This is a genomic window from Paenibacillus sp. FSL R5-0923 (genome assembly GCF_038009145.1).
Lineage (GTDB): Bacteria > Bacillota > Bacilli > Paenibacillales > Paenibacillaceae > Paenibacillus_AQ.
The window spans coordinates 1,549,347-1,571,662 of record NZ_JBBPAT010000001.1 but is presented as its reverse complement, the minus strand read 5'-3'; the positions used below and the strand labels follow the sequence as shown (position 1 = coordinate 1,571,662).

Below are 22,316 nucleotides of genomic sequence, written 5' to 3'. Positions count from 1 at the left end.
TCGATCTCCTTACTCTGGCGTGAATTATAAACATGCTCAAGTATACCTTTTTTCACTCACCAAATAAAGATGTCCTGCCTTATCCAAATATTTGATATACCAAAAATAAATTTAACGATACAACCAGACCAGAGATAAGCCAGCCGAGAGCAGCTGTCATCTTACGATTCACTAACCCGCCCATAATCTGACGATTGCTTGTAAACATAACCAGTGGTACCAGAGCAAAGGCAATCCCAAAGGACAAGATCACCTGGCTGATAACGAGCGCCTTCGTTGGATTTACACCAAAACCAATGATAGCCAAAGGTGGAATAATCGTAATCGCACGGCGTAAGTACAGGTTAATTCTTTTGTTGATGAAGCCTTGCATTACCACATCGCCAGCCATAGTTCCTACAGAAGAGCTCGATAGTCCTGCGATGAGTAGTCCTAAGCCAAAGGAGATCGCCGTTACGGGTCCAGCTAAGTGACTAAATTGCTGAAACGCAACATCCAAATCCTCAACCACGATACCATTTTTAAAAAATAATGCGGCTGAGACAATAACCATCGCCAGATTCACTGCCCCTGCAATAATCATCGCAATAATAATATCTATGAATTCCAGTTTAAAGATTTGTTTCTTCTCCGCTTCATTTACTCCGACAATACGGTTCTGTGTAAGTGATGAATGTAGATAAATGGCATGTGGCATCACGGTTGCGCCTAGAATTCCTGCGGCCAAAAGAATGCTATCCACCCCTTCAAACTTAGGTGTAAACATGCCTACAGCAACAGCACCCATATCCGGTTTAGCTACAATTACTTGAAAAGCAAAGGCTAATACAACTATAAGAATCATTGCAGCAATTCCGGCCTCAAGGGAACGGTAACCCCGGCGCTGAAGCTCTAGGATAGCAAATGAACCGACCGCAGTAATGAGTGCTGCCGGCAGCATGGGAATATCAAATAATAGATAAAGCCCCAATGCTGCCCCGATAAACTCCGCCAGATCCGTAGCTATAATCACCAGTTCACTTTGAATCCATAAGAAGATCGATACACTCTTCGGAAAACGATCATGAGCGATCTCCGGCAGATTCTTTCCTGTAGCAATACCAAGCTTGGCAGATAACGCCTGAATAAGAACGGCCATTAAATTCGAGGCTACAATCACCCATAATAAAAGATAGCCGTATTTTGAACCTGCCGTAATGTTGGTGGCAAAATTACCTGGATCCAGATAAGCAACCGCAGCGATAAACGCTGGACCTAAGAAAGGAAGTAATCTTTTAATTCCTTTGGTCTCCCCATTAAGTACGGCTTGCGCCGAAATGGAGTTTTTATGTTGTCTCATATGCGGTTGTTCTATATGTGGTTTTTCTATTAAAGTTTGTTCCAACATGTCCATTCCTCCTCTTGCCCAAAAAAAGTTGTCTATATACACGAAAGTTTCCTCTGTGCAACTTATATTTAAAGTATATGCTCATTTCTGAAAAATGTAAATATGTTTCATTAGAAATTTTCATATGCTTGTCCACCTACGACCAAGAACAAAAAAACCGGACGACATCAGGAATTACCCGATCTTCGCCCGGTTTAAGCCAATTACTCCGAAAGCTTATGGTGTGAGACTTTGAATATCTCTTCTCATTTGTTCATTCTGCATTTTCAGCTCATTCAATTCTTTCTGAAGCTCTTGATAATCAGGCGACGCTTGCTTTCTCGACCCATGCCCGTGTCCATGTTTCCCACCCAGTCCGAACATCATAAATAACATCATCAAAGGACAGATCAATGTGATTACCCAAGACCAATTCATAACATTACTTCCTACAATTTCATTATGACCTCTATATCATAAAGAAAAGTTGTGGAGAAAGGATGTGCTGTGAATTACGAATTTTTCTTCCATGTATCCTTCAGCGGCACAATTCGGTTCAGTACCAGCTTATCTGCTGAGGTATATTTCTTATCCACACAGAAGAATCCATGCCGGATGAATTGAAATTTATCTTCTGGAAGTGCACTCGCCATGGAAGGCTCCAACAAACAGTCCTTCAGAATGGTTAGGGAATCTGGATTAAGATACGCGTCCCAGCGCTCATCCTCTTCTTTAGGACCGTCGTTATCTTTTAGCAACCGCTCATATAGATGAACTTCCGCCTTGATCGCGTGCTCTGCCGATACCCAGTGGATGGTCGCTTTAACCTTCCGTTCATTAAATCCACTTCCACTCTTCGTTCTCGGATCATAGGTGCAGTGAAGCTCTATAACTTCTCCAGTTACTTCGTCCTTGAGCACCTCATTGCACTTAATGAAGTAGGCACCCTTTAACCTAACCTCATTCCCTATAGTCAGCCTGTGATAACCTTTGGGTGGCTCCTCCATGAAATCCTCTTGTTCAATATAAAGCGTCCGTGAAAAAGGAACTTCCCTTTCCCCTAGCGTCTTATCCTCACTGTTATTCTCAATCTTCAGCCATTCGCTTTGATTCTCAGGGTAGTTGGTAATAACCACCTTTAGAGGCTTTAGAACAGCCATCACGCTAGTTGCCTTCGCCTTCAAATCTTGTCTAAGCGAATGTTCTAACATGGCAATATCTACAATGGTGCTATTTCTAACAAAACCAATTTCCTTCACAAAATTCCGAATACTCTCCGGCGTAAAACCTCTTCTCCGCAGTCCGCGAAGCGTTGGAAGTCTTGGATCATCCCAGCCATCCACATAATGTCCTGTAACCAGTTGTCTAATATACCGTTTGCTAGTAACGACGCCGGTGATATTTACGCGTCCGAACTCCCTTTGCTTTGGAGCCTCAGGGGTATCCAGTTCATTCAGTACCCACTCATACAGTGGTCGATGATCCTTAAACTCAATGGAACATAGGGAATGCGTAATCCCTTCGATCGCATCTTGTATAGGATGGGCAAAATCATACATCGGATAGATACACCAATCGTTGCCGGTTCTATAATGCTCCGCATGAATGATTCTGTAAATCACTGGATCACGCAAGTTGATATTAGGTGAGCTCATATCTATTTTGGCCCGTAATACTCTGGCTCCCGTCGGATAGGCTCCATTCCTCATCTCCGTGAATAACTTCAAATTCTCTTCCACAGAACGCTCCCGATAAGGGCTGTTCTTTCCCGGCTCCGTAAGCGTTCCTCTATAAGCTGACACCTCTTCAGGTGATAAATCGCAGACGTAGGCTTTTCCTTTTTGAATTAACTTTACCGCGCTATTATATATTTTTTCCGAATAGTCTGATCCGTAGAAAGTATGGTCCGGCGGGTAGCCCATCCATAACATATCTTCGCAAATAGCATTTACATACTCCAGATCCTCTTTTAAAGGATTGGTGTCATCGAACCGCAAATGGAACTTCCCGCCATACTTTTTCGCAGTCGTATAGTTCGTGTGAATAGCATACGCACTGCCAATATGCAGATACCCATTAGGCTCCGGTGGGAATCTCGTGCAAATATCTCTACTGTAAGTCCCAGCTTCCAGCTCTTCTTGAATCAATCTGTCGATGTAACTCTCTGCTAATACTTCCGGTTCCTTGTTCATTGGTATTACCTCCTGTTTATAAGTGATATCCGCCTCTGTAAAATAAAAAGAACCTCACCTCCAAGACTTATGGTCTTGGGGACGAAATTCTCGCGGTACCACCCCAGGTTCATTAATATGTCGCCATATTAATCTCATCAAGTACGGCAATGCAGCTTACGCAGCGCTTATACTCTAGCTCTATAACAGGAGCTCCCGTCATACCATCCCCGTCGATCGGTTCCGATATGCCGCTCAGAGGCTTGTTTCGATAAAATCTCCCTTACCCTGTTCTCATCATTCAGGGCTCTCTGTGAAGGAATGATTTTATTTACTCTTCTCGTCATCGCGTTTAATTATTTTGTATAGGATACCAAATAGATGGTCCTGTGTAAATGGTGCTGTACTTCTGTCTTCTTACGATTTAATCCTCGCTCAGTGCCGTTATTAGTTCCAACACTACTTCATTATCCGGCTCTACAGCAAAAGCTCTACGCGCGTAATCCAGTGCAGCCCCTTCAGCTCCAAGCTCATAATTACAAATCGCCATACTATAAAGCACCGAGGCTAATGGTTCTTCCGAATTGACATGCATAGACCGCTCTAAGTAGGCTAACGCCTCCTCGAACTTATCCATTTCATACAGCAGTAACCCGGCATCCAGTGATAGGTCATAGCTCTGTACCATCGGATAGTAACCTGTCCACATTAATCGTATCCCCTGCTGAAGATCCAGCATTTCTTCATCACTTGCAGTGGGTAATAGCTCAGAAATCCGTTCAGCACTGTGGATAAACCATTCCGCATCGTACCCGCCTAATCGCCAAAAGACCAAAATTTGCTGTATCTCCATAGCGTCTAATTGATGGTCGCCCCATTCCTTCATACTGAAGAAATCATCCGGACCAAAACGCTCTACAAACCGTTTGTAGCCCAGCCGAGTGTTCGTATAGCTCATCGGCGCGTCCAGCATAAGAATACATCCGATGTTCAAGTTTTTATAGTGATGTGTGGTAAATAAGGATTGAGCCCCTTTTTGCTCCAACACATGCTGAATCGCATGATAGTTCGCCGTTAAGGAGAAGCTTCCGTGATGAATAAGCTCAGGTGGCTCGGCAAATTCCCAATTCTCGATACGGTGATCTCCCTTATCTGCTGTTAGTAGTACGAAACCTTCTTTAGACAACCTAGCAAGCCGCTCCAGACATGTAAGCCCCACCACCGGAAACAGGATATGGGAATCCTCCAGCTTTTGCTGATAAAGCGCTATAACGTCATGATAGGTATAGGTCTCCGCTTCGTAATTAGCCGCACGGCGATAATGATACTGAGGAATGATTTTGCCGAGTACATCTGAGGGGTTGTCCGAATCTGCATCCGCTGAATACTGAATCGACACCTCACATTCAAATATTTTACCTTCATCCACATAAATTAATTCCTGCGGGATACTGTCAAAAAAATAATTCGCCACAAGCAGCAGCGGCTGCTGTAAATCCCCAGGTTTGATGCTGAGCTTAGCCTGTACTAAATACAGTTCAGTATCCTGTACAGCATCAAATCGTGCGAAATCCAATATACCCTGCTCTACGAATGGAAGTAAGCTTGGGTGCTGCTGCCAGCTGGTTATATTTTTAACGGGTAAATCACTCATCACATAACGAAAAGGAGGAAGTGGAGTCCCCGCATAATCTATGATTTCGCATAGCTTCTTAAGGATATGGAACGCTAACCGACCCGCCCCAGCTCCCAATTCCAGTATAGTGACTGTTTCAGAGAGATGTCCTTGTCCAGCCCGATCTTGCAGGAATCCGAAGATCATTTCCGCATATGCTGTCGCAATCATAGGATTACTCGTAATATACTGCGGAACCTGATCATTATTCCAAGCCTTTAATCCCTGTTCTTCATAATAAGCCCGCTGCAACTCCCAAATGGGTGCTTCACTGAAGCGATAGTGCTGCCCTTCGTTACCTGTCATCTATTTCTTAACCTGCTCTCTGTATATCTTGTTAGAACACCTATGATACTTATTCCGCTCTCAATGTACGTGATCTGAAAATGACGTATTCAGCTTCTGTAGGAATGGAAACGGAAAATGACAACAATGCCGCCTTGGAGGTTAACACATCAGGTCCTTTTAAGGTTTGGTAGTAAGAATTCCCCTTGCGGTCCACACTCACCAGCTCTAGTTCCGCATTCCCTTTAGGGATGACGAAGCCGGAGGTATTTTGCACGCCTAAGGTTAGTCTGAATTCTTTTCCGGATTGAGCTTGTGTTAGCTTAAAAGGATATAACGGATACGGATGTGCTGTCGTCTCCACTGGGTAAGGCGTGAGCGCACGATCTGCCTCAGGCTTCGCCCATTCCTCCCCTTTTCTGGCGCCAATGCCAAGGGTTAATTTATTCACGTTATTGAACTGAGTTTCCCAGCGAAATGTCTTTAACCCCTCTAGAATAGGGGATGCTGGAACAAACAGGATTCCATCCTTGATCTCTGGGGCGATGCCTAATGAATCTTCTGTCTCTCCATTAAATTCTGCCTCTAGCTGCCCTGCTTTAATCTTCCCTACAGAGCGATCCAGTAGTGAAACTGTAACGCTGTTCGTTAATGCGTCATAGAGCAAATCTGCACCTATCGCACTCGAAAAAGCCCGAATCGGCACCATTAATTTACCTGATTTAAAATAAGGAGCGAGTTTACCTGGAAAAAGGACGTAATACCCCCCGTATGACAGTGGCATTACCTGAGTCCCTAACTGGACAGCTGCCGACACCGATGTAGGTGTAACCGCAGAACCCGCGGCGAACATAATCACTAATAGACCTATGACATAAGCTCTTATTTTCCCTAATCGTTGTAAGGACTCCTTAATATGATTCATCTCAAACCCCTCTCCCTCTCTACTCCGTCTGGAACCTTAACCTCTATAGGTTAATAATCTATGATCCCCTTGCGCATGTCAACTTGTTCCACTTTTGCTATTCATCATAAAAGACAGCATTCCGCATATATTTTCATTGAGTTATTTAGAATCATGAAAGGAGTGCGATGGATGACTGCAGATGGACAGGATTCGTCAAGAACGACAAATATCCCTCAGCCCATTCGAAGCGATGGCGCAGGGGGATTAGATAAAGGACCACGTGATATTATGCGGGATTTGGAGAATCCGGATATGTTTGTTCCTCCTGTGACCGATGCCGGTCTCGTCCCCAATTTAAAATTCTCTTTCTCCGATGCACACATGCAGCTTAATCATGGTGGCTGGTCGAGAGAGGTGACGGTCAGAGACCTCCCCATCGCCACTACACTAGCTGGCGTCAACATGAGCCTAACCCCCGGTGGAGTACGTGAACTCCATTGGCATCAGCAAGCGGAATGGTCTTATATGCTGCTAGGTCGAGCTCGAATTACTGCCGTAGATCAAAATGGTCGAAACTTCATAGCAGATGTGGGGCCAGGTGATCTATGGTATTTTCCGCCAGGTATTCCCCACTCTATACAAGGTCTTGAAGAAGGCTGTGAGTTTCTGCTTGTATTCGACGATGGAAGTTTCTCTGATCTAAACACCTTGTCCATTTCCGATTGGTTTGCTCATACTCCGAAAGAAGTGCTTTCGGCTAACTTTGGGGTGCCTGCCGCTGCATTTGACTCCATTCCCACCGAACAGGTCTATATTTATCAGGATCAGGTTCCGGGTTCATTGCAAAGTCAAAGGGTAGAATCTCCATACGGAGAGATCCCACAAACCTTTAAACATTCCTTATTGACTCAACCTCCGCTGAAGACTCCCGGCGGGAGTGTCAGAATTGTCGATTCCAGTAACTTTCCCATCTCCAAAACCGTAGCTGCCGCATTGGTAGAAATTGAACCCGGAGGGATGAGAGAGCTGCACTGGCATCCAAATAACGATGAATGGCAGTATTATCTTACCGGAAAAGGACGCATGACCGTATTCGCTGGAAATGGTGTAGCACGCACCTTCAACTACAGAGCAGGCGATGTAGGATATGTTCCTTTTGCGTTTGGACATTATATTCAGAATACAGGCGACGACTCCTTATGGTTCCTTGAAATGTTCAAAAGCGATCGTTTTGCCGACGTTTCTCTGAATCAATGGATGGCTCTCACTCCCCATGAATTGGTTCAAAGTAACCTGAACGTTGGACCAGAGGTAATGAACGCCTTAAGGAAAGTGAAATGGCCCGTTGTGAAATATCCTAAGACAAGCAAAAACGCCTCCGGCGTCCCTAAAGGACGATAAGCGTTTTTGCCAGAAATATAAGGATAAGGTATAGTGTGAAACTTATACTTTCTTATATTTTTAAAAGAATAGGATGCTTCACCTGGTAACTATTCGCCGGTCTCCGCAAATCGTTTGATTCTTACCTCAATCTGGTCACGCACACGCTGGAACACTGCCCACTTCTCTTCATCGGTCCCTTGCGCCTTTGCCGGATCATCGAAGCCCCAGTGTTCCCGTTTGACCTTCGGAGGCGTCATTGGACATTTATCCGCAGCGTCCCCACATAACGTAACGACTAGATCCGCATTATTCAGCAGATTAGAATCAATCATATCCGAGGTCTGTCCAGTGATATCTATGCCTACTTCGTTCATAGCTTGTACAGCTTTTGGATTTAGACCATGGGCTTCAATTCCAGCGCTGTACACGTTCCATTCTCCCCCTAAATATTGCTTCGCCCAGCCCTCAGCTATCTGACTCCGGCAAGAGTTTCCTGTACATAAAAAATAAATCGTTTTCTTGTTCATCCTGATCTTCCCCTTTTCAAATTAAGTAATCAACAACCACAGATAGAGACCTAAAAGTGTAATAAACAACGTTGGGATAGTTAATATAATCCCCGTCTTAAAATACGTTCCCCAGGATATCTTCACACCTTTGGCCGAAAGCACATGGAGCCACAGCAGCGTTGCTAGTGAGCCAATTGGGGTAATTTTAGGGCCTAAGTCTGAACCTATAACATTCGCATATATTAATGCCTCTTTTATAACTCCGGTTGTATGCGTTGCATCAATTGCGAGTGCGTCAATCATTACAGTAGGCAGATTATTCATCAATGATGAGATCAATGCAGCAATGAACCCCATACCCATAGTTGCAGCGAATAGACCCTGATCAGCAATCATTCCTATCGCCTTAGCGAGTAGATCAGTTAGACCCGCATTCCGAAGTCCATATACCACGACATACATTCCAATGGAGAAGAACACAATCGCCCAAGGTGCTCCTGTAAGCACTTGTTTCACCTTGACGGAAGGGCTTCTTCTCGCGAGGAGCATGAACAAAATTGCAATGATTCCCACAACCACTGATACCGGAATCTTCAAGAATCCACTAACGAAATACCCTATTAAAAGAATAGCCAGTACAATCCATGATAGACGGAACATCTTCTTATCTTTAATAGCCTCTTGCGGATCTTTTAGCTCGGAATCATTAAATCGCTTCGGAATACTTTTGCGAAAAAAGAAATAAAGCACCACGATACTCGCTATCAATGAGAATAGCGTAGGTACAATCATTTTCCCCGCATACTCCATAAAGGTAATTCCAAAAAAGTCAGCCGATACGATATTCACAAGATTGCTAACCACAAGCGGTAATGAGGTGGTGTCCGCAATAAAGCCGCTAGCAATAATGAATGGAAATACTTTTTTCTCATCAAAATTCAGCGCTCTAACCATAGCAAGTACAATAGGGGTAAGTATTAGCGCCGCTCCATCATTTGCAAAAAAGGCAGAAACCAATGCACCAAGAACGATGACATAGACAAACATTCGTGTTCCGTTCCCCCGTGCTGCTCGCGCCATATGTAAAGCAGCCCATTCAAAAAATCCAATACTGTCTAAAATTAAGGAAATTAAAATGATTGCAACAAACGCCAACGTCGCATTCCACACCATCTGTGTTACATCCAGGACATCATTAAAGCTAACAACCCCAGCTAGTAAAGCAATGATCGCTCCGCCGCAGGCTGACCATCCAATCGATAAATTTCGAGGCTGCCAGATTACAAAAATTAAAGTTACCATAAAAATAAGTATGGCTAGAATGACCACTTTCTCAACACTCCTATAATCTACGAATAAATCCTATATCACCATATAACTATATAGTTATATACACTTTAAAAAACTACAACTATATTTTAGTCGCAGCACGGTGCTTTAACTTCTTTATTCAAACTAGCCAATATCGCGGCTGAGCTGGGCATTTGTTGAAGAACAGCCTTAAGATGTGGTTTATCCTCGACATTTAATGAATAATGCACCCACTGCCCTCGTTTGCTTTCTTTCACGATCCCTCGATTCTTCAATTTCCGTAAATGCTGACTAATCGCCGGCTGGGATATATCAAAAATATCAAGGAATTCACACACGCACCATTCCCGTTCTTTCAAAAGTGAAAGCATGGCCAGTCGCGTCTTATCTCCTAAGAGCTTCAAATCATCTGCAATATCCGTCAGTGACTGCATCCCTACTTCTCCTCCTTTCAACACTTATATAAGCGAATACTTATATTGTAATGAACTAGACATTTAGAAGCAAGACTTTATTTTAGCGCACTTCCTTATCCCATTCTTGCTCCAATACACTAAACACTAAAGAATCTCGCCAGCCATCTTTTATGAGTAAAGCATCTCTTAATCTGCCTTCATAGGTCATGCCAATCTTGGTGAGCACCTTGGATGATCCACTATTTCGAGGGTCACAGGTCGCGTATATTCGATGTAGATGCAGTTCTTCAAAACCAAACTTCAACATTAGTCCGGCTGCTGCTGTAGCGACTCCCTGTCCCCAGACATCAGGATGGACAATATAGCCGATTTCACCGCTTCTGTCCGTATGGCTTCTAATATTTAATTCAACCATGCCGATCAAATTTTCAGTTCCTACTGCAACTATGGCTTGCGCGAACCGAGTTCTGGGAACTTTTTGAGAGTCATCTAGTGCCTGGCTCACAAATGAACGAGTTTGATCAGCAGTATTTGGACCCCAGGCTTGAAAACGGCACACACGATCCTGTGAACAATACGAATGAACATCTTTCCAGTCCATATGCTTCAATTCGCGTAAATAGATAGGATTTAGATCTTGCATCATCATCCCCCTCAAAGTTTGCCTTTAGCTTTAGCCCATTAACTATTCATGTGGTTTAGGTTCTAGGAATCGTTACAACAAACTGGGTTCCTTCTCCAACTTTACTCTCCACATCAATATTACAATCATGTATTTTCAGAATCTTCATCACAATGGAAAGTCCAAGTCCATTCCCTTTAAGAGCGCTGCTACGCGCTTTCTCCACCATATAAAATCGATCAAAGATAAGCGGAAGTGCTTCCTCAGGAATGCCTTTACCAGAATCTTTGATATATACCTTCACAAATTGCGCGTTCATCTCAATTTCAACATGAATGGTACCGTCTTGCCCCGTATATTTTATAGCATTATTTATTAAGTTCTGCCAGACCTGATCAAATAAATCTTTATCTACCGTGATCTCGCAAGGCAATAAATCCAATTCAATCATAATATCTTTCCGTGCCCACTGTGGTTCCGCTAATACGATCGTTCTTCTTAATTGTTCGTCTAATTGGAATGTGGTGGGATTAACCGGATGGTGTTCCGAATCGAGTGAGGCTAATCGGAGCAGATTATCACTAAGCCTAGATAGGCGTAAGGTTTCCTCATAGATAATATCCAGATGCTCTTTTTGCTCTTCTAATGGAATGACACCGTCTTGCAGCGCTCTTGTAAATCCTCTAATCGATGTAAGCGGTGACTGCATTTCATGAGAAACATTGCTGACAAAATCATCACGAACTGAGTCCATTTTCTGCAGCTCACTTGCCATACGATTAAAGCTCTCCATCAGTTCACCAAATTCATCTTTATTACGATAAGTCAATCGGACAGATAAATTGCCTGACGCCATTTCCTTCGCTGCAACAGTTAGCTTCTTAATAGGCTTCACAATATACCTGGACATGAACAAGATAAGCAAGCTTCCGATGATTAGTACAGCTAATAGTGTAAACAGAAGCGTAATTCTCAAGCCTCTTACAGTCGATGAAAAATCAATCTTAATAATGAAAGCACCTTTTCCATCATCTATCTTAGGAACCCCTACGATAGCAAGTCCACCCCTACCCGATAGAAAGACCGCATCGGTTGTGTTGGAATTGAATAAGATAGCAACTTTCTCCTTGTCTAAAGAAAAAACAGATTCACTTGGCTCATTAACAACCGCTATATCTATACCAAATCGATTAAGCAGATCTGCAAATGCGTTTACTTTTTCCGGATCATCTATTAGATTTGTCACCTTTGCTATATCTTTAGCAATATTAATAAACATATGGTTTGGGGTATTATTTTTTTCTGAAAACTGCATAAAAAGAAAAAAGGAAATAATTAAACTGACTAAAACAATACCAATGAACGTAACGACGATTCGAAGACGCAGACTTTTTCTCACCATCTAGGCTAGCTCCAGACGATATCCAAGTCCTCTTACCGTAGAAATAATGAACTGTGGGATGGGTTCAAGACGTTCTCTCAATCGTTTGATATGCACATCAACCGTCCGCTCATCGCCTTCATAATCCATTCCCCATATATTCTCTATTAGCTGAGTACGGGTGAATATTTGCCTTGGCGAACCCGCCAAAGCAAATAACAGTTCACATTCCTTCTTTTTCAATTCAACCATTTGATCGGCATTAGCGACTGTTAAATTCCCTAGATCAATCGTTACTCCCCCTAATTGAATAACATTCGAAGGGGTTACATGATATCTCTTTAATAAAGATTTCACACGCAGTACCAATTCAATGGGATCAAACGGCTTTACTAAATAATCGTCTGACCCCGCATTAAATCCTCTGACTTTATCCTTAGACTCTCCTTTGGCTGTAACCATTAGGATCGGCATATCAATATAAGATCGAATATCTTCTGTCAGTTCAATACCATCGATATGAGGCATCATCACATCCACAATCGCTAAATCAATTTTTGTATGAGCTAGAATGTCTAATGCTATTTGACCATCTTCCGCTTCCACTACGGAAAACTGATCTTTTTCAAGATATAATCGTATTAATTTACGGATATGGGAATCATCATCAACCACTAGAATTGTGCTCATACATCAATTTCCTTTCCAACATTATATTTATTCGTATCGTAGAGATTCCATTGGATCGAGCTTGGCAGCCTTCGATGAAGGCATCAAACCAGCGATAATACTGATCCCTGTACTTACAACTAATCCGAATACGATATAAGATCCAGATAAGTTAATAAGCTTTACGCCAAAAGCATTTTCCAGAAGTATATTTAAGCCAAAGCTAATGATCGCTGCAAAGATTATTGCGAAAACACCACTAAATATTCCCAATAATGCGGATTCGGAAAAGAATATTCGCTTGATATCTTTCTTTCTTGCCCCAATCGCACGAAGGATCCCAATTTCTTTAGTCCGTTCGACTACACTAATATAAAGTACAACCAATATCATAATCCCTGATACGATGAGTGATATCCCTGCGATACCAGATAGAACGATCGTAGCCATATCCACATAAGTCGTAATACGCTCCATGATTGATGCCGTTTGAGAGCCCGAGAAACCCGCATCAACAGCCGCTTTATTAATATCATTTACATATTTCATATCCGTTGCAAAAGCATTAACCTGAATCGGACCAATGGTAATCCCTTTATCAGTATACATTTGCTCCAGCGTCTGTGTTGGAATAAATCCTGTTGGTGACATTTGTGCTCTTGGATCAGTGGCTTCATAAACACCAGAGACCGTAATTTCTTTTTCCAACGTTAGCGGTTTATGATGAGCATCCATTTCATTAATATACAGATAAATTGACTTCCCTACTATAGCATTTGGTTGGTCATTTCCACTTAATTCACTCGCTATTTTTGTTGGTAATAACACTTCATTTTCTTTCGGTAAAGTCCCTGCTTTAATTGTCGCTTTATCAAATGTATCGTTTAAGGTGGTTAATTGTGTGAGACTACCCGTTTGTTCTCCAAAAACCGTAGTAGACTTACCTGTAATCGTTGTTATAGTCTCCACATGATCTACATTTGGGAGGTTACGAATCGTTTCAACATCGGCCTTTGTAAACGAAACACCCGGTAACATCATCGCTTCTGGGCCTTTCATGTCTTTGGCTTCTGGATTTGGCTTAGTGATATCTACCAGCAAAGGGTCCATACTTGAATTAATTTCATTATTAATATAGCTAGTGATCCCATTTCCTAAGGAGAGCATCAAGAGTACACTTAAAATACCTATCGATCCACCCAAAGCTACCAATACATTACGTTTGGCATTAAGCTTCATATTTTGAAGGGCCATTTTGAAAGAAGCCATTAAGCTGAGATTTCGGGCCGAACCATCTCCCCCATCATAGGTAGCCATGGAACGTTCCTTCAAATGAATATCGTCTTTCACCAATCCCTCTTCAAGCTTAACGATACGGCTACCGTAATCAGCTACTTTCTGCGAGTGGGTCACGGTAATGACCAAGATTCCTCTTTTCGCTATGCTGTCCAACAAAACTAAGATTTGATCACCTGTATCCTTATCCAGCGCACCCGTAGGTTCATCTGCCAGTATAATATCTGGATTGTTCGACAATGCGCGTGCGATGGATACCCGTTGCTTCTGTCCACCGGACAGTTGATTCGGACGTTTTTTCAGATGATCCTTTAATCCTACCTCCGTCAAAATCTCTATAGCACGCTTATTACGTTCCTTCTCGCTTGTATTCGTCATCTGCATCGCAACCGTAACATTTTCCAAGACTGATAAGTGTGGAATCAGATTGAAGTTTTGAAATACGAAGCCGATGTTGTTCTTGCGATAATCATCCATTTCCTTTTCGGTCATCTTGCTTAGATTCTTCCCGCGAACAAGGACATCGCCCTCATAATCAGAGTCCATTCCACCAATGATATTCATTAGTGTGGACTTGCCGCAACCAGACTCACCGAGGATGGAGACAAATTCACCTGTCTCAAAGCTTAAATTCACATCATGGAGTACTGGAACCTTTTCCTTACCATATAAAGTATACGATTTTTTAACATTCTTAACCTCTAATATGTTCATTCCGATCTCTTCCTCTCCTGGGTCACGCTCTTTTTCTCTGCCTTTGATGTTTCCAATCCTAACAAATTTGTGTGAACTGATAATGAACTGGAATCCCTCCACATCTTGAGACAATACATTTAAGGAGGAAGTGGTAACTACGGGGAACTTTTGGACTTCCGGCCGCTGTTGTCTCCAAATTTCCTGAATTGTACCGCTGTTAGCGGATGAAATTCGGAGACAAAGGCGGTCGCTACCGCTCCTACAGTTCCAAATTGCCCCTTCGTAACTCTCCTCCGTTTATTTTTAGGTCAAGTCATAGAAAAAGGCGAATTCTCACTCAGCATGGAGTCGAATTCACCTTTTTCTGTTAGGTACATTTTATAAAGATTTAGTGAGTCATATAATAGGCAATTCGCCCAACTTCTTTACCTGTGTAATAGACGATATCAAAGATTAGCACTGCTAAGATAAATTTCGAGAGCAACGGATACTTGTTAAATAAAGGCTTAATACTCTTCTCTATGAACTCCATTTATGCTCCCCTTTCTTTAAGCTAGCGCTCTTTTTCGTATCAATCTAATTTGGCCTCTGTGATTAATTTCATCTTCGAATACATGAAACCACATGAAATAGTAGTTCGCCTGTTTGTTATGCCAGAATTCCTCTTCTGTATATAACCAGTCATCATCAACGGTTGCGAACAATGCATACGTTCTTTCTCTTACTTCATTTAAACGGTCTAAATAATAGTTAAGATCATTCCCTTTAATCATCGCTCGCCCTTCGTCTCCTAAGCTTAACGCTGGCCCCCATATTGTTAATTCTTCCTCAGACAAATCTCTTCCCTCAAACGTTGCCACTTGATACGCATATTCTACCGCAGCGTAATGTAATAATAATGATCCAATAGAGTTACTCTCTGAATCCAATAAATAGTCTAGTTGGTCTACACTTAAGTCCTTAACAGCCTCTAATGTTGTGTGTCTTGCGTAGTTCATCATGGATAAAAGACGACTAATTTGTGGTGAATAACCGGGGATATCTGTAATCAAATATATTTTGTCCATGTCGATCATTATGAGATCTCTCCTTCATATCTTCGAATTTGTAAATTTACAAGACTATGTATTTGTCCAGCTCAAAATTGCTCCGTTCTAACAAGTCCCAGCCGTTTTCCCTCTACGATAGCTTCTGATCTCGAATGCACACTCAGCTTCTCGAAGATTCTCGTCAGATTATACTCCACTGTCCTTTGTGACATTAAGAGCTTGCTGGCTATGTCTTTGTTACTTTTTCCACTGGCAACTTCCTGGAGTATTTCTTGTTCCTTTTGATTAATAGATACTTCTTCAATGAGCTGATTATCTCGGTTATTGGATATCTTGATATCACTTCTGCGCAGCTGCTTGAGTAAAGAAACTGGAATGACAGCCTCATTTCTTAGTGCGCAACGAATGGTATTTAACAGTTGTTCTCTGGAAGCTGTCTTAGAGATAAATCCTGTAACCCCTGACTCCATCAACAGGTTATAATGCGCACTGATTTCATATCCGGTATAAATCACCACTTTAGATTCAGGATCACGCTGAACGGCTCTTTTGGTGAATTCGAGTCCGCTAATTGTAGGCATATTAAGATCGCATAATATCACATCAAATCCTTGCTGCTCCAGCATATCGAAAGCTTCCATCGCTGACAAAACAAAGGTTACCTCCATATCAGCATCCTGCTCAATCATATTCTTGGTTCCTTCTCCAACTGAAGGATGATCATCAACCAACAAGATACGTATCATCGTCATCGCCTCCTCTATTTTTCTTCTCCACAAAAGTCGTTGTCGGTAAATAAATAATAACCTCCAACCCTTTACCCTTCTCCGAGTTAAACGTACATTTTCCTTCTAAACTCGCTACACGCTCTTTGATGCCAGACAAGCCCATATGCTGATATGATGATCCCCACAAAATGAATGATAAGAAAGCAAAAACTGCAAAGTAGCCCTGATATGAAAAAATAACGGGTTTCACTCTCATTTGAATCTCCCGGAAGAACAAAATTATACATATTTGTAATTCGAGCCATGTATTCTCTACCATTTTAAATGATTTCAATAGGGAATAATATACTTTTATGCATGATATTCCTTCATCTATAAACAACGCGTGCACCCCATCACCTCCTTGTCTGGCATAAAATTCAAACTACCTTCTCATACTATGGGGAGAATATGGAGGTGAATGTCATGCCAAAAAATAACGCCAGTCCCAAAGGTGAACCAGGCAAACATCAACCAAGTAAGAAAAACAATGCACAGAATAACAATAACTTTAATGAAGCGGCTCAGATGGTAAACATCGATAAAGCTGCCGATTATGTTCCCAGCTTAAACGGTGTTTCCAAAACCGACGTCTAAACCGCACTGTTAAACAAAAAAACACTCCTCAGAATATTCTGAAGGAGTGTTTCATTTCAAAGATTATATGCGATACGTTAAGCCTACTACACCGTTACTGTAAGCTTTTGAGTCCACAAGATGAAGTGGGACTTGATTCGTGATCTCGTCAAAAAGACGCATTCCAGAGCCAATGACTACGGGACAGATATTAAGCCTAAGCTCATCTAACAATCCATTTTGTAATAGGGATCTGACTAATCTCGGACTACCAGGGATCTGAATGTTCTTTCCAGGCCGTTGCTTTAGCTTCATTATCTCTTCGAAGAGCTTGCCCTTGATCAGGCTCGCAGGTTGCCATTCGAGCATGTCCTCCGTAATCGTACTGGAGACCAGATATTTGTCAGAATGGTTCAGGAATCTTGCCATGGGTAGATTGTCACTCTGATGCTGCCAGAACTGGGCTAACATCTTGTAAGTACGTGGTCCAAGCATTACAGTATCCGCCTGTGCAACACCGGCAGCAATCGTCTCATTCATTTCATTGCTCCCCCACTTCTTAGGTGAGGCTTCAAGTGAGTCTACCACTCCATCCAGCGATATGAATAAACCTGCCACAATCTTTCTAGATGAATTTTCTGCATCTTGTTCATGATGATCTACAGGCACACTCATCGCTCCTTGTACCAGAAATGAATACATAACATTCGATCCGCAATATGAGGACATGCTTGATTATTTCAAGTTTTCTAACTCGACGGTCACTTTTTCAATCAGATTCACGAAGGAGGCCAGTTCTTGAGAGCCCTTCACCTGATCTCTAGAATACATGGAATTGTGTTCCGATTCTTTTTTCACCTTGGACAGTGTGGAGTTGATATTATTCAGCTTCTCATCAATCGTTCCTATTGAATCCTTAGAACGACGAGCTAACTTCCGAACTTCATTCGCGACGACTTCAAAGCCTCTTCCGTACTCCCCTGCTCTTGCCGCTTCAATGGCCGCGTTTAAGCCCAAAAGATGCGTATGATCAGCTACTTCCCTAATCATTGTACCCACTTGATGAATAGACTCTACCTCTTTGTCGAGATATAACACAGTTTGATGTGTTTTCTCTTGATAATCAGCATTCTTACTAGCTAATTCCTCGATGGATTCACTGCTATCTTTCAGTTGAACCATTAAGGATACTAATTCTTGAACCGCAGAACTAACACCTGTAAGCAAATGGTTTTGCTTTTCCAATAAATTTTCTATTTTTGCTTTTTCATCGACTTCGTAGGCTTCAAGAACCAACTGTGAATCCAGATTAAACATCTTGGTTAATGCATGAATGACGGGTTTCCAATCAGTCGGTAATATCCGTTCAAAATAAGCTGTAGCGAGATCCAAATATAATATGTAAGTGCCTAAATACCAATTCGTTGTCAGACCAATACGCGAGTGAATTTTACCTATAAGCAGTCGTCTTTCAATAAATGCTTCATCAATCACACCCGAGGCCATGGATAAAAAATACCACTGCTGCGTTTCCTTCAATCGATCAAGCGTACTGTGCTGTTCAATGATGTGAAGTAGCTCAGGTTCCTCTATCATCTGCTTATACAATTCATCTACAAGGGAGCTTACGATTTGCTTGAATTCTTTCTCCTTACTTTTCAATACATTTAAATCAGCCTCAGTAATCCCAATATAGCTAACTTGCTGTTGTCGCTCTGAACTAAGATTGATCATAATTTGGTCAACTTCCCTCTCATTCTGTTTATATAATGATCATCGCATCTTCCATGCCATCCCCTATGGCATCTATTTATCTTGATAATAAAGGTATTATTTTTATAAATTTTAACACTTTATTTACTTAAATAGTTTATTAATTTTACAAACTTTGCATTTCGTAGCATTATTCTTAGATCACACTAAAAAGAGGAGCTCCTATAAAGGAAGCCCCTCTTAAAATTATAACCTTACCCTACACTGCAACAACTTGTTGCAGCAATTCTATCGTCATCCGGTCAATGAATTTTCTGAATTTCTCTTTGCCTTTGGCGTTGGCTTTATAGTAGTTAATCAATGACAAAATCACTGGAATGAGTTGATCTTCACTTAGCCCTGATCTAAGAGATTGTGCGATTGAAGTCTTAAGTCCTTTAGGTTCTCCTCCAATAAAAACCTCATAGGTATTACGCATTTTGACAACACTAATGTCTTTCAACAAAGGCTCGCTTGTTCCGAGTGCACAGCCCGCATAACCAATCTTCAGTGGCATAGGTGTTTCAATCCCTGCGATGGACTGATTTAATTTCTGTGCAACTGCCAGACCTGCTTCCTCAGCTCCTTTACAAAAATTACAAGCAATCAGGCTTTTTGTGACAAAACCCGCTGGATATACTTCCAAGCCCGTACGCTCAAGTTGTTCCACAATCTCTTCACGATGTTCCAGAGGTACCTCCAAATATAGCTGTTTAAAAGATGTCATTTCAATTCTTGCATTTGTCCCTACAATAGCTCCAATTGTAGCAAGCTGCTCTGGTGTGAACAGGCTTCCTCCCACTTGAATTGGAGGCGCAACTGCGATTTTCGTTATCTCTCCCATATCCTTATCTCCGTCTCCATTCCTCAAGCGATTTAGTTACGGATCTTCACACGTTGTAGACGAAGCGCGTTAAGTACAACGGAAACCGAACTGAGCGCCATTGCTGCACCCGCTACCCATGGAGCCAAGAAACCAAGTGCTGCGATTGGAATCCCAAGGGAGTTGTATCCAAGCGCCCAGAATAGATTTTGTTTAATATTAGTCATCGTTTTACGGCTCATGTAGATGGCATCAGGAATACTGGATAGATCGCCTCGCATTAAAGTAACATCTGCAGCTTCCATAGCCACATCCGTACCCGTACCGATTGCCATCCCAATATCTGCAGTAGCTAGAGCTGGAGCATCATTAATACCATCGCCGACCATAGCTACTATCTTTCCTTGCGCTTGTAATTTTTTCACTTCCTCCGCTTTTCCTTCTGGAAGCACTTCAGCGCGTACATGATCAATGCCAACTTGGGCAGCGATCGCCTTTGCCGTACGTTCGTTATCTCCGGTAATCATGATGACCTGGATTCCCATTCCTTTCAAGCGACTGACAGCAGCCTGAGAGGTTTCTTTAATGGTGTCCGCAACGGCTACCATACCTACGTACCCTTTATTTATAGCCACAAGCATTGCTGTTTTACCGGATTCTTCTAAAGTAGACATGATGTTATAAGCATGACTTGCCTCTACACCGTATTTGTCCATGAGACGCCGAGTACCAATTAACAGCTCCTTGCCTTCCACGACAGCCTTGATCCCAAAACCCGGTATAGCTTCAAAAGATTCTGTCCCTGGCAATTCAATATTTCTTTCCAAGATGCCTGCGACAATAGCTTCTGCAAGTGGATGTTCTGAATTCTTCTCGGCTGCACCCACCAGTCTAAGAAATTCTGTCTCGTTGCCTTCGACCAAAATATCGGTAAGCTCAGGTTTGCCCTTTGTTACTGTGCCTGTTTTATCCAAGATAATCGTATCAATTTTATGTGTTTGCTCTAAATGCTCTCCGCCTTTGAACAGGATTCCCAGTTCAGCTGCACGTCCGGAACCAGCCATAATGGAGGTTGGCGTAGCCAGACCCAAAGCACAAGGGCAAGCGATAACCAGAATGGCGATTGCTTTTTCCAAAGCTCCTGCAAAATCACCCGGTGTTACGATGAAGTACCACACTAAAAATGCAATAACGGCAATCCCAACAACGATAGGAACAAAGATACCGGAGATGACGTCAGCAACCCGTTGAATAGGAGCTTTTGAACCTTGCGCTTCTTCTACCACTTTGATGATCTGCGCAAGAGCAGTTTCCTTACCTACTTTTGTTGCCTTGATTCTAAGCATACCGTTTTTATTAATCGTCGCTCCAATGACGGAATCTCCGGCTTTCTTTTCAACAGGGAGGCTTTCTCCGGTCAGCATGGATTCATCTACTGAAGAGATCCCTTCCAGAACTTCACCATCTACAGGTACTTTATTCCCTGGACGAACAAGTACTATATCACCAGTAATAACTTCCTCTACCGGAATGCTTAATTCTTCACCGTCGCGGACAACTAAAGCTGTCTTGGCCTGCAGGCCCATCAAGGATTTAATAGCTTCCGAGGTCCGTCCTTTTGCCAAGGATTCGAACAATTTTCCCATTAGAACCAGAGTAATCAATACTGCACTCGTTTCATAATACATTTCTGGTCCATGATGCGCGCTCCCACCATCGACAGCCCAAACAATGGTTAAATAAAGGCTGTAAAAAAAGGCCGCTGAGGTCCCAAGTGAAACTAGAACATCCATGTTCGCACTGCCGTTACGGAGTGCTTTATAAGCACCGATGTAAAATTGTTTACCAATATAAAATTGAACTGGTGTTGCCATAATCAATTGGAACCATGGATTCATAAAAAGATCAGGCAGCCATACCCACGAAGTGAAGGAAAAGTGGCTCACCATCGCCCACAGCAGTGGAAACGATAGAATCGCGGAGATCAGCAGCTTACGTTTTTGTTTGGATAAATCTTGTTGTCGCTGTTCCGCTGGGTCACCTTGCTCTTGTCTGGGAACAGCCTTGTATCCAAGCTTCTCCACCCGCTTCTGCATGTCAGATACAGAAACTTCAACGGGATTATATTCGACATGTGCTGTTTCCATCGCAAAGTTCACACTAGCGGTGCTTACGCCAGGCAGTTTATTCAGAGTCTTTTCAATTTTCAATGCACAAGCAGCGCATGTCATACCTACAAGCTGTAAATCTACAGCTTCTTTAGCCGTGCTATACCCTAGCTTCTGAATACTTGCTTCCATCTTACTTACGTCCACTATGTTCGGATCATAAGTCACTGTAGCCCTTTCCATTGCAAAGTTTACGTTGGCTTCTGTTACACCTTCTAACTTGTTCAAGCCTTTTTCTATGCGGTTTGCACAAGCAGCACAAGTCATCCCTGTGATTTGTAATGATGTTTGTGATTGTCCCGCCGCAGCAGTAGTCATTATATAAACACCTCTTCCACTTTTGTGATGATTTCCATTGTTTGCATCATCCTCTTCTTGATGTTAGTATACCCCCCTACCCTATATTATGTCAAGCGACAAACTATACTCTAAATACTTAAAAAGGAGTTTTCTCAGTAACAGAAATCCTGTTTCTGAGAAAACTCCCTCATGAA

The 22,316-nt window shown here is 42.3% G+C and carries 22 protein-coding genes and 1 other annotated feature; of the genes, 2 read left to right on the top strand and 20 right to left on the bottom strand.

The window, feature by feature from the left end:
• Window positions 1-79 precede the first annotated feature (79 nt).
• From MKX35_RS07055 to MKX35_RS07035, 5 genes are all read right to left on the bottom strand, one after another.
• Window positions 80-1,339, bottom strand: a complete 1,260-nt coding sequence (locus tag MKX35_RS07055; protein WP_042194556.1) for an Nramp family divalent metal transporter — start codon at window positions 1,337-1,339, stop codon at window positions 80-82.
• Window positions 1,340-1,603: 264 nt separating this feature from the next.
• Entirely contained in the window at window positions 1,604-1,822 is a 219-nt protein-coding gene (locus tag MKX35_RS07050; protein WP_305953500.1) for a DUF2933 domain-containing protein, read from the bottom strand.
• 56 nt (window positions 1,823-1,878) lie between these two features.
• A complete protein-coding gene (locus MKX35_RS07045; protein WP_076285518.1) occupies window positions 1,879-3,558 on the bottom strand; it encodes a glutamine--tRNA ligase/YqeY domain fusion protein in 1,680 nt (559 codons plus the stop codon).
• A 74-nt stretch (window positions 3,559-3,632) separates the two neighbouring features.
• Window positions 3,633-3,893: a binding site (T-box leader), on the bottom strand.
• Between the two features lie 68 nt (window positions 3,894-3,961).
• Window positions 3,962-5,518, bottom strand: coding sequence for a hypothetical protein (locus MKX35_RS07040; protein WP_076300953.1), 1,557 nt, complete (start codon window positions 5,516-5,518; stop codon window positions 3,962-3,964).
• A 49-nt stretch (window positions 5,519-5,567) separates the two neighbouring features.
• Window positions 5,568-6,422 (bottom strand): copper amine oxidase N-terminal domain-containing protein, encoded by an 855-nt coding sequence (locus MKX35_RS07035; RefSeq protein ID WP_076285520.1) that lies wholly within the window; start codon window positions 6,420-6,422, stop codon window positions 5,568-5,570.
• 171 nt (window positions 6,423-6,593) lie between these two features.
• Here MKX35_RS07035 and MKX35_RS07030 point away from each other — a divergent pair, with 171 nt between their 5' ends.
• On the top strand, window positions 6,594-7,805 hold the full coding sequence (locus tag MKX35_RS07030; RefSeq protein WP_076300952.1) for an oxalate decarboxylase family bicupin: 1,212 nt from the start codon (window positions 6,594-6,596) through the stop codon (window positions 7,803-7,805).
• Between the two features lie 89 nt (window positions 7,806-7,894).
• On the opposite strand, the gene arsC is transcribed toward MKX35_RS07030, so the two are convergent.
• The 11 genes from arsC to MKX35_RS06975 all read right to left on the bottom strand — a co-directional run bounded on the left by arsC (window position 7,895) and on the right by MKX35_RS06975 (window position 16,720).
• Complete coding sequence (gene arsC / locus MKX35_RS07025; protein ID WP_076300951.1) at window positions 7,895-8,314, bottom strand: arsenate reductase (thioredoxin); 420 nt, start codon at window positions 8,312-8,314, stop codon at window positions 7,895-7,897.
• A 21-nt stretch (window positions 8,315-8,335) separates the two neighbouring features.
• Window positions 8,336-9,625 carry an arsenic transporter gene (locus MKX35_RS07020; RefSeq protein WP_076300950.1) on the bottom strand — a complete coding sequence of 430 codons (1,290 nt, stop codon included), beginning with the start codon at window positions 9,623-9,625 and terminating at the stop codon, window positions 8,336-8,338.
• 89 nt (window positions 9,626-9,714) lie between these two features.
• Window positions 9,715-10,041 (bottom strand): ArsR/SmtB family transcription factor, encoded by a 327-nt coding sequence (locus tag MKX35_RS07015; protein ID WP_042191975.1) that lies wholly within the window; start codon window positions 10,039-10,041, stop codon window positions 9,715-9,717.
• A gap of 82 nt (window positions 10,042-10,123) precedes the next feature.
• Complete coding sequence (locus MKX35_RS07010; RefSeq protein WP_305953498.1) at window positions 10,124-10,672, bottom strand: GNAT family N-acetyltransferase; 549 nt, start codon at window positions 10,670-10,672, stop codon at window positions 10,124-10,126.
• A gap of 49 nt (window positions 10,673-10,721) precedes the next feature.
• Window positions 10,722-12,047, bottom strand: coding sequence for a sensor histidine kinase (locus tag MKX35_RS07005; protein ID WP_081383082.1), 1,326 nt, complete (start codon window positions 12,045-12,047; stop codon window positions 10,722-10,724).
• Window positions 12,048-12,716 carry a response regulator transcription factor gene (locus MKX35_RS07000; RefSeq protein WP_042191977.1) on the bottom strand — a complete coding sequence of 223 codons (669 nt, stop codon included), beginning with the start codon at window positions 12,714-12,716 and terminating at the stop codon, window positions 12,048-12,050.
• 27 nt (window positions 12,717-12,743) lie between these two features.
• The gene (locus MKX35_RS06995; RefSeq protein ID WP_076300949.1) at window positions 12,744-14,705 is read right to left on the bottom strand and encodes an ABC transporter ATP-binding protein/permease; all 1,962 of its coding nucleotides are present in this window, start codon (window positions 14,703-14,705) and stop codon (window positions 12,744-12,746) included.
• 370 nt (window positions 14,706-15,075) lie between these two features.
• Window positions 15,076-15,219 (bottom strand): hypothetical protein, encoded by a 144-nt coding sequence (locus MKX35_RS06990; RefSeq protein WP_179085821.1) that lies wholly within the window; start codon window positions 15,217-15,219, stop codon window positions 15,076-15,078.
• Between the two features lie 16 nt (window positions 15,220-15,235).
• Entirely contained in the window at window positions 15,236-15,763 is a 528-nt protein-coding gene (locus tag MKX35_RS06985) for a DinB family protein (protein ID WP_076300948.1), read from the bottom strand.
• A 62-nt stretch (window positions 15,764-15,825) separates the two neighbouring features.
• Window positions 15,826-16,482 (bottom strand): response regulator transcription factor, encoded by a 657-nt coding sequence (locus tag MKX35_RS06980; RefSeq protein ID WP_076300947.1) that lies wholly within the window; start codon window positions 16,480-16,482, stop codon window positions 15,826-15,828.
• On the bottom strand, window positions 16,460-16,720 hold the full coding sequence (locus tag MKX35_RS06975) for a hypothetical protein (RefSeq protein WP_143759589.1): 261 nt from the start codon (window positions 16,718-16,720) through the stop codon (window positions 16,460-16,462). Before MKX35_RS06975 ends, MKX35_RS06980 begins: the two co-directional genes overlap by 23 nt.
• 209 nt (window positions 16,721-16,929) lie before the next feature.
• On the opposite strand from MKX35_RS06975, the gene MKX35_RS06970 reads away from it, so the two are divergent.
• On the top strand, window positions 16,930-17,100 hold the full coding sequence (locus MKX35_RS06970; RefSeq protein ID WP_156113190.1) for a hypothetical protein: 171 nt from the start codon (window positions 16,930-16,932) through the stop codon (window positions 17,098-17,100).
• Window positions 17,101-17,163: 63 nt separating this feature from the next.
• Here MKX35_RS06970 and MKX35_RS06965 read toward each other — a convergent pair whose 3' ends face one another.
• From MKX35_RS06965 to MKX35_RS06950, 4 genes are all read right to left on the bottom strand, one after another.
• Entirely contained in the window at window positions 17,164-17,808 is a 645-nt protein-coding gene (locus tag MKX35_RS06965; protein WP_341043985.1) for a dihydrofolate reductase family protein, read from the bottom strand.
• Between the two features lie 6 nt (window positions 17,809-17,814).
• On the bottom strand, window positions 17,815-18,813 hold the full coding sequence (locus MKX35_RS06960; protein WP_042192005.1) for a globin-coupled sensor protein: 999 nt from the start codon (window positions 18,811-18,813) through the stop codon (window positions 17,815-17,817).
• A 238-nt stretch (window positions 18,814-19,051) separates the two neighbouring features.
• On the bottom strand, window positions 19,052-19,675 hold the full coding sequence (locus MKX35_RS06955) for a nitrite reductase (RefSeq protein WP_076300944.1): 624 nt from the start codon (window positions 19,673-19,675) through the stop codon (window positions 19,052-19,054).
• 32 nt (window positions 19,676-19,707) lie between these two features.
• Window positions 19,708-22,140: a heavy metal translocating P-type ATPase gene (locus MKX35_RS06950; RefSeq protein ID WP_076300943.1), complete on the bottom strand. Its 2,433-nt coding sequence runs from the start codon at window positions 22,138-22,140 to the stop codon at window positions 19,708-19,710.
• Window positions 22,141-22,316: the final 176 nt, after the last annotated feature.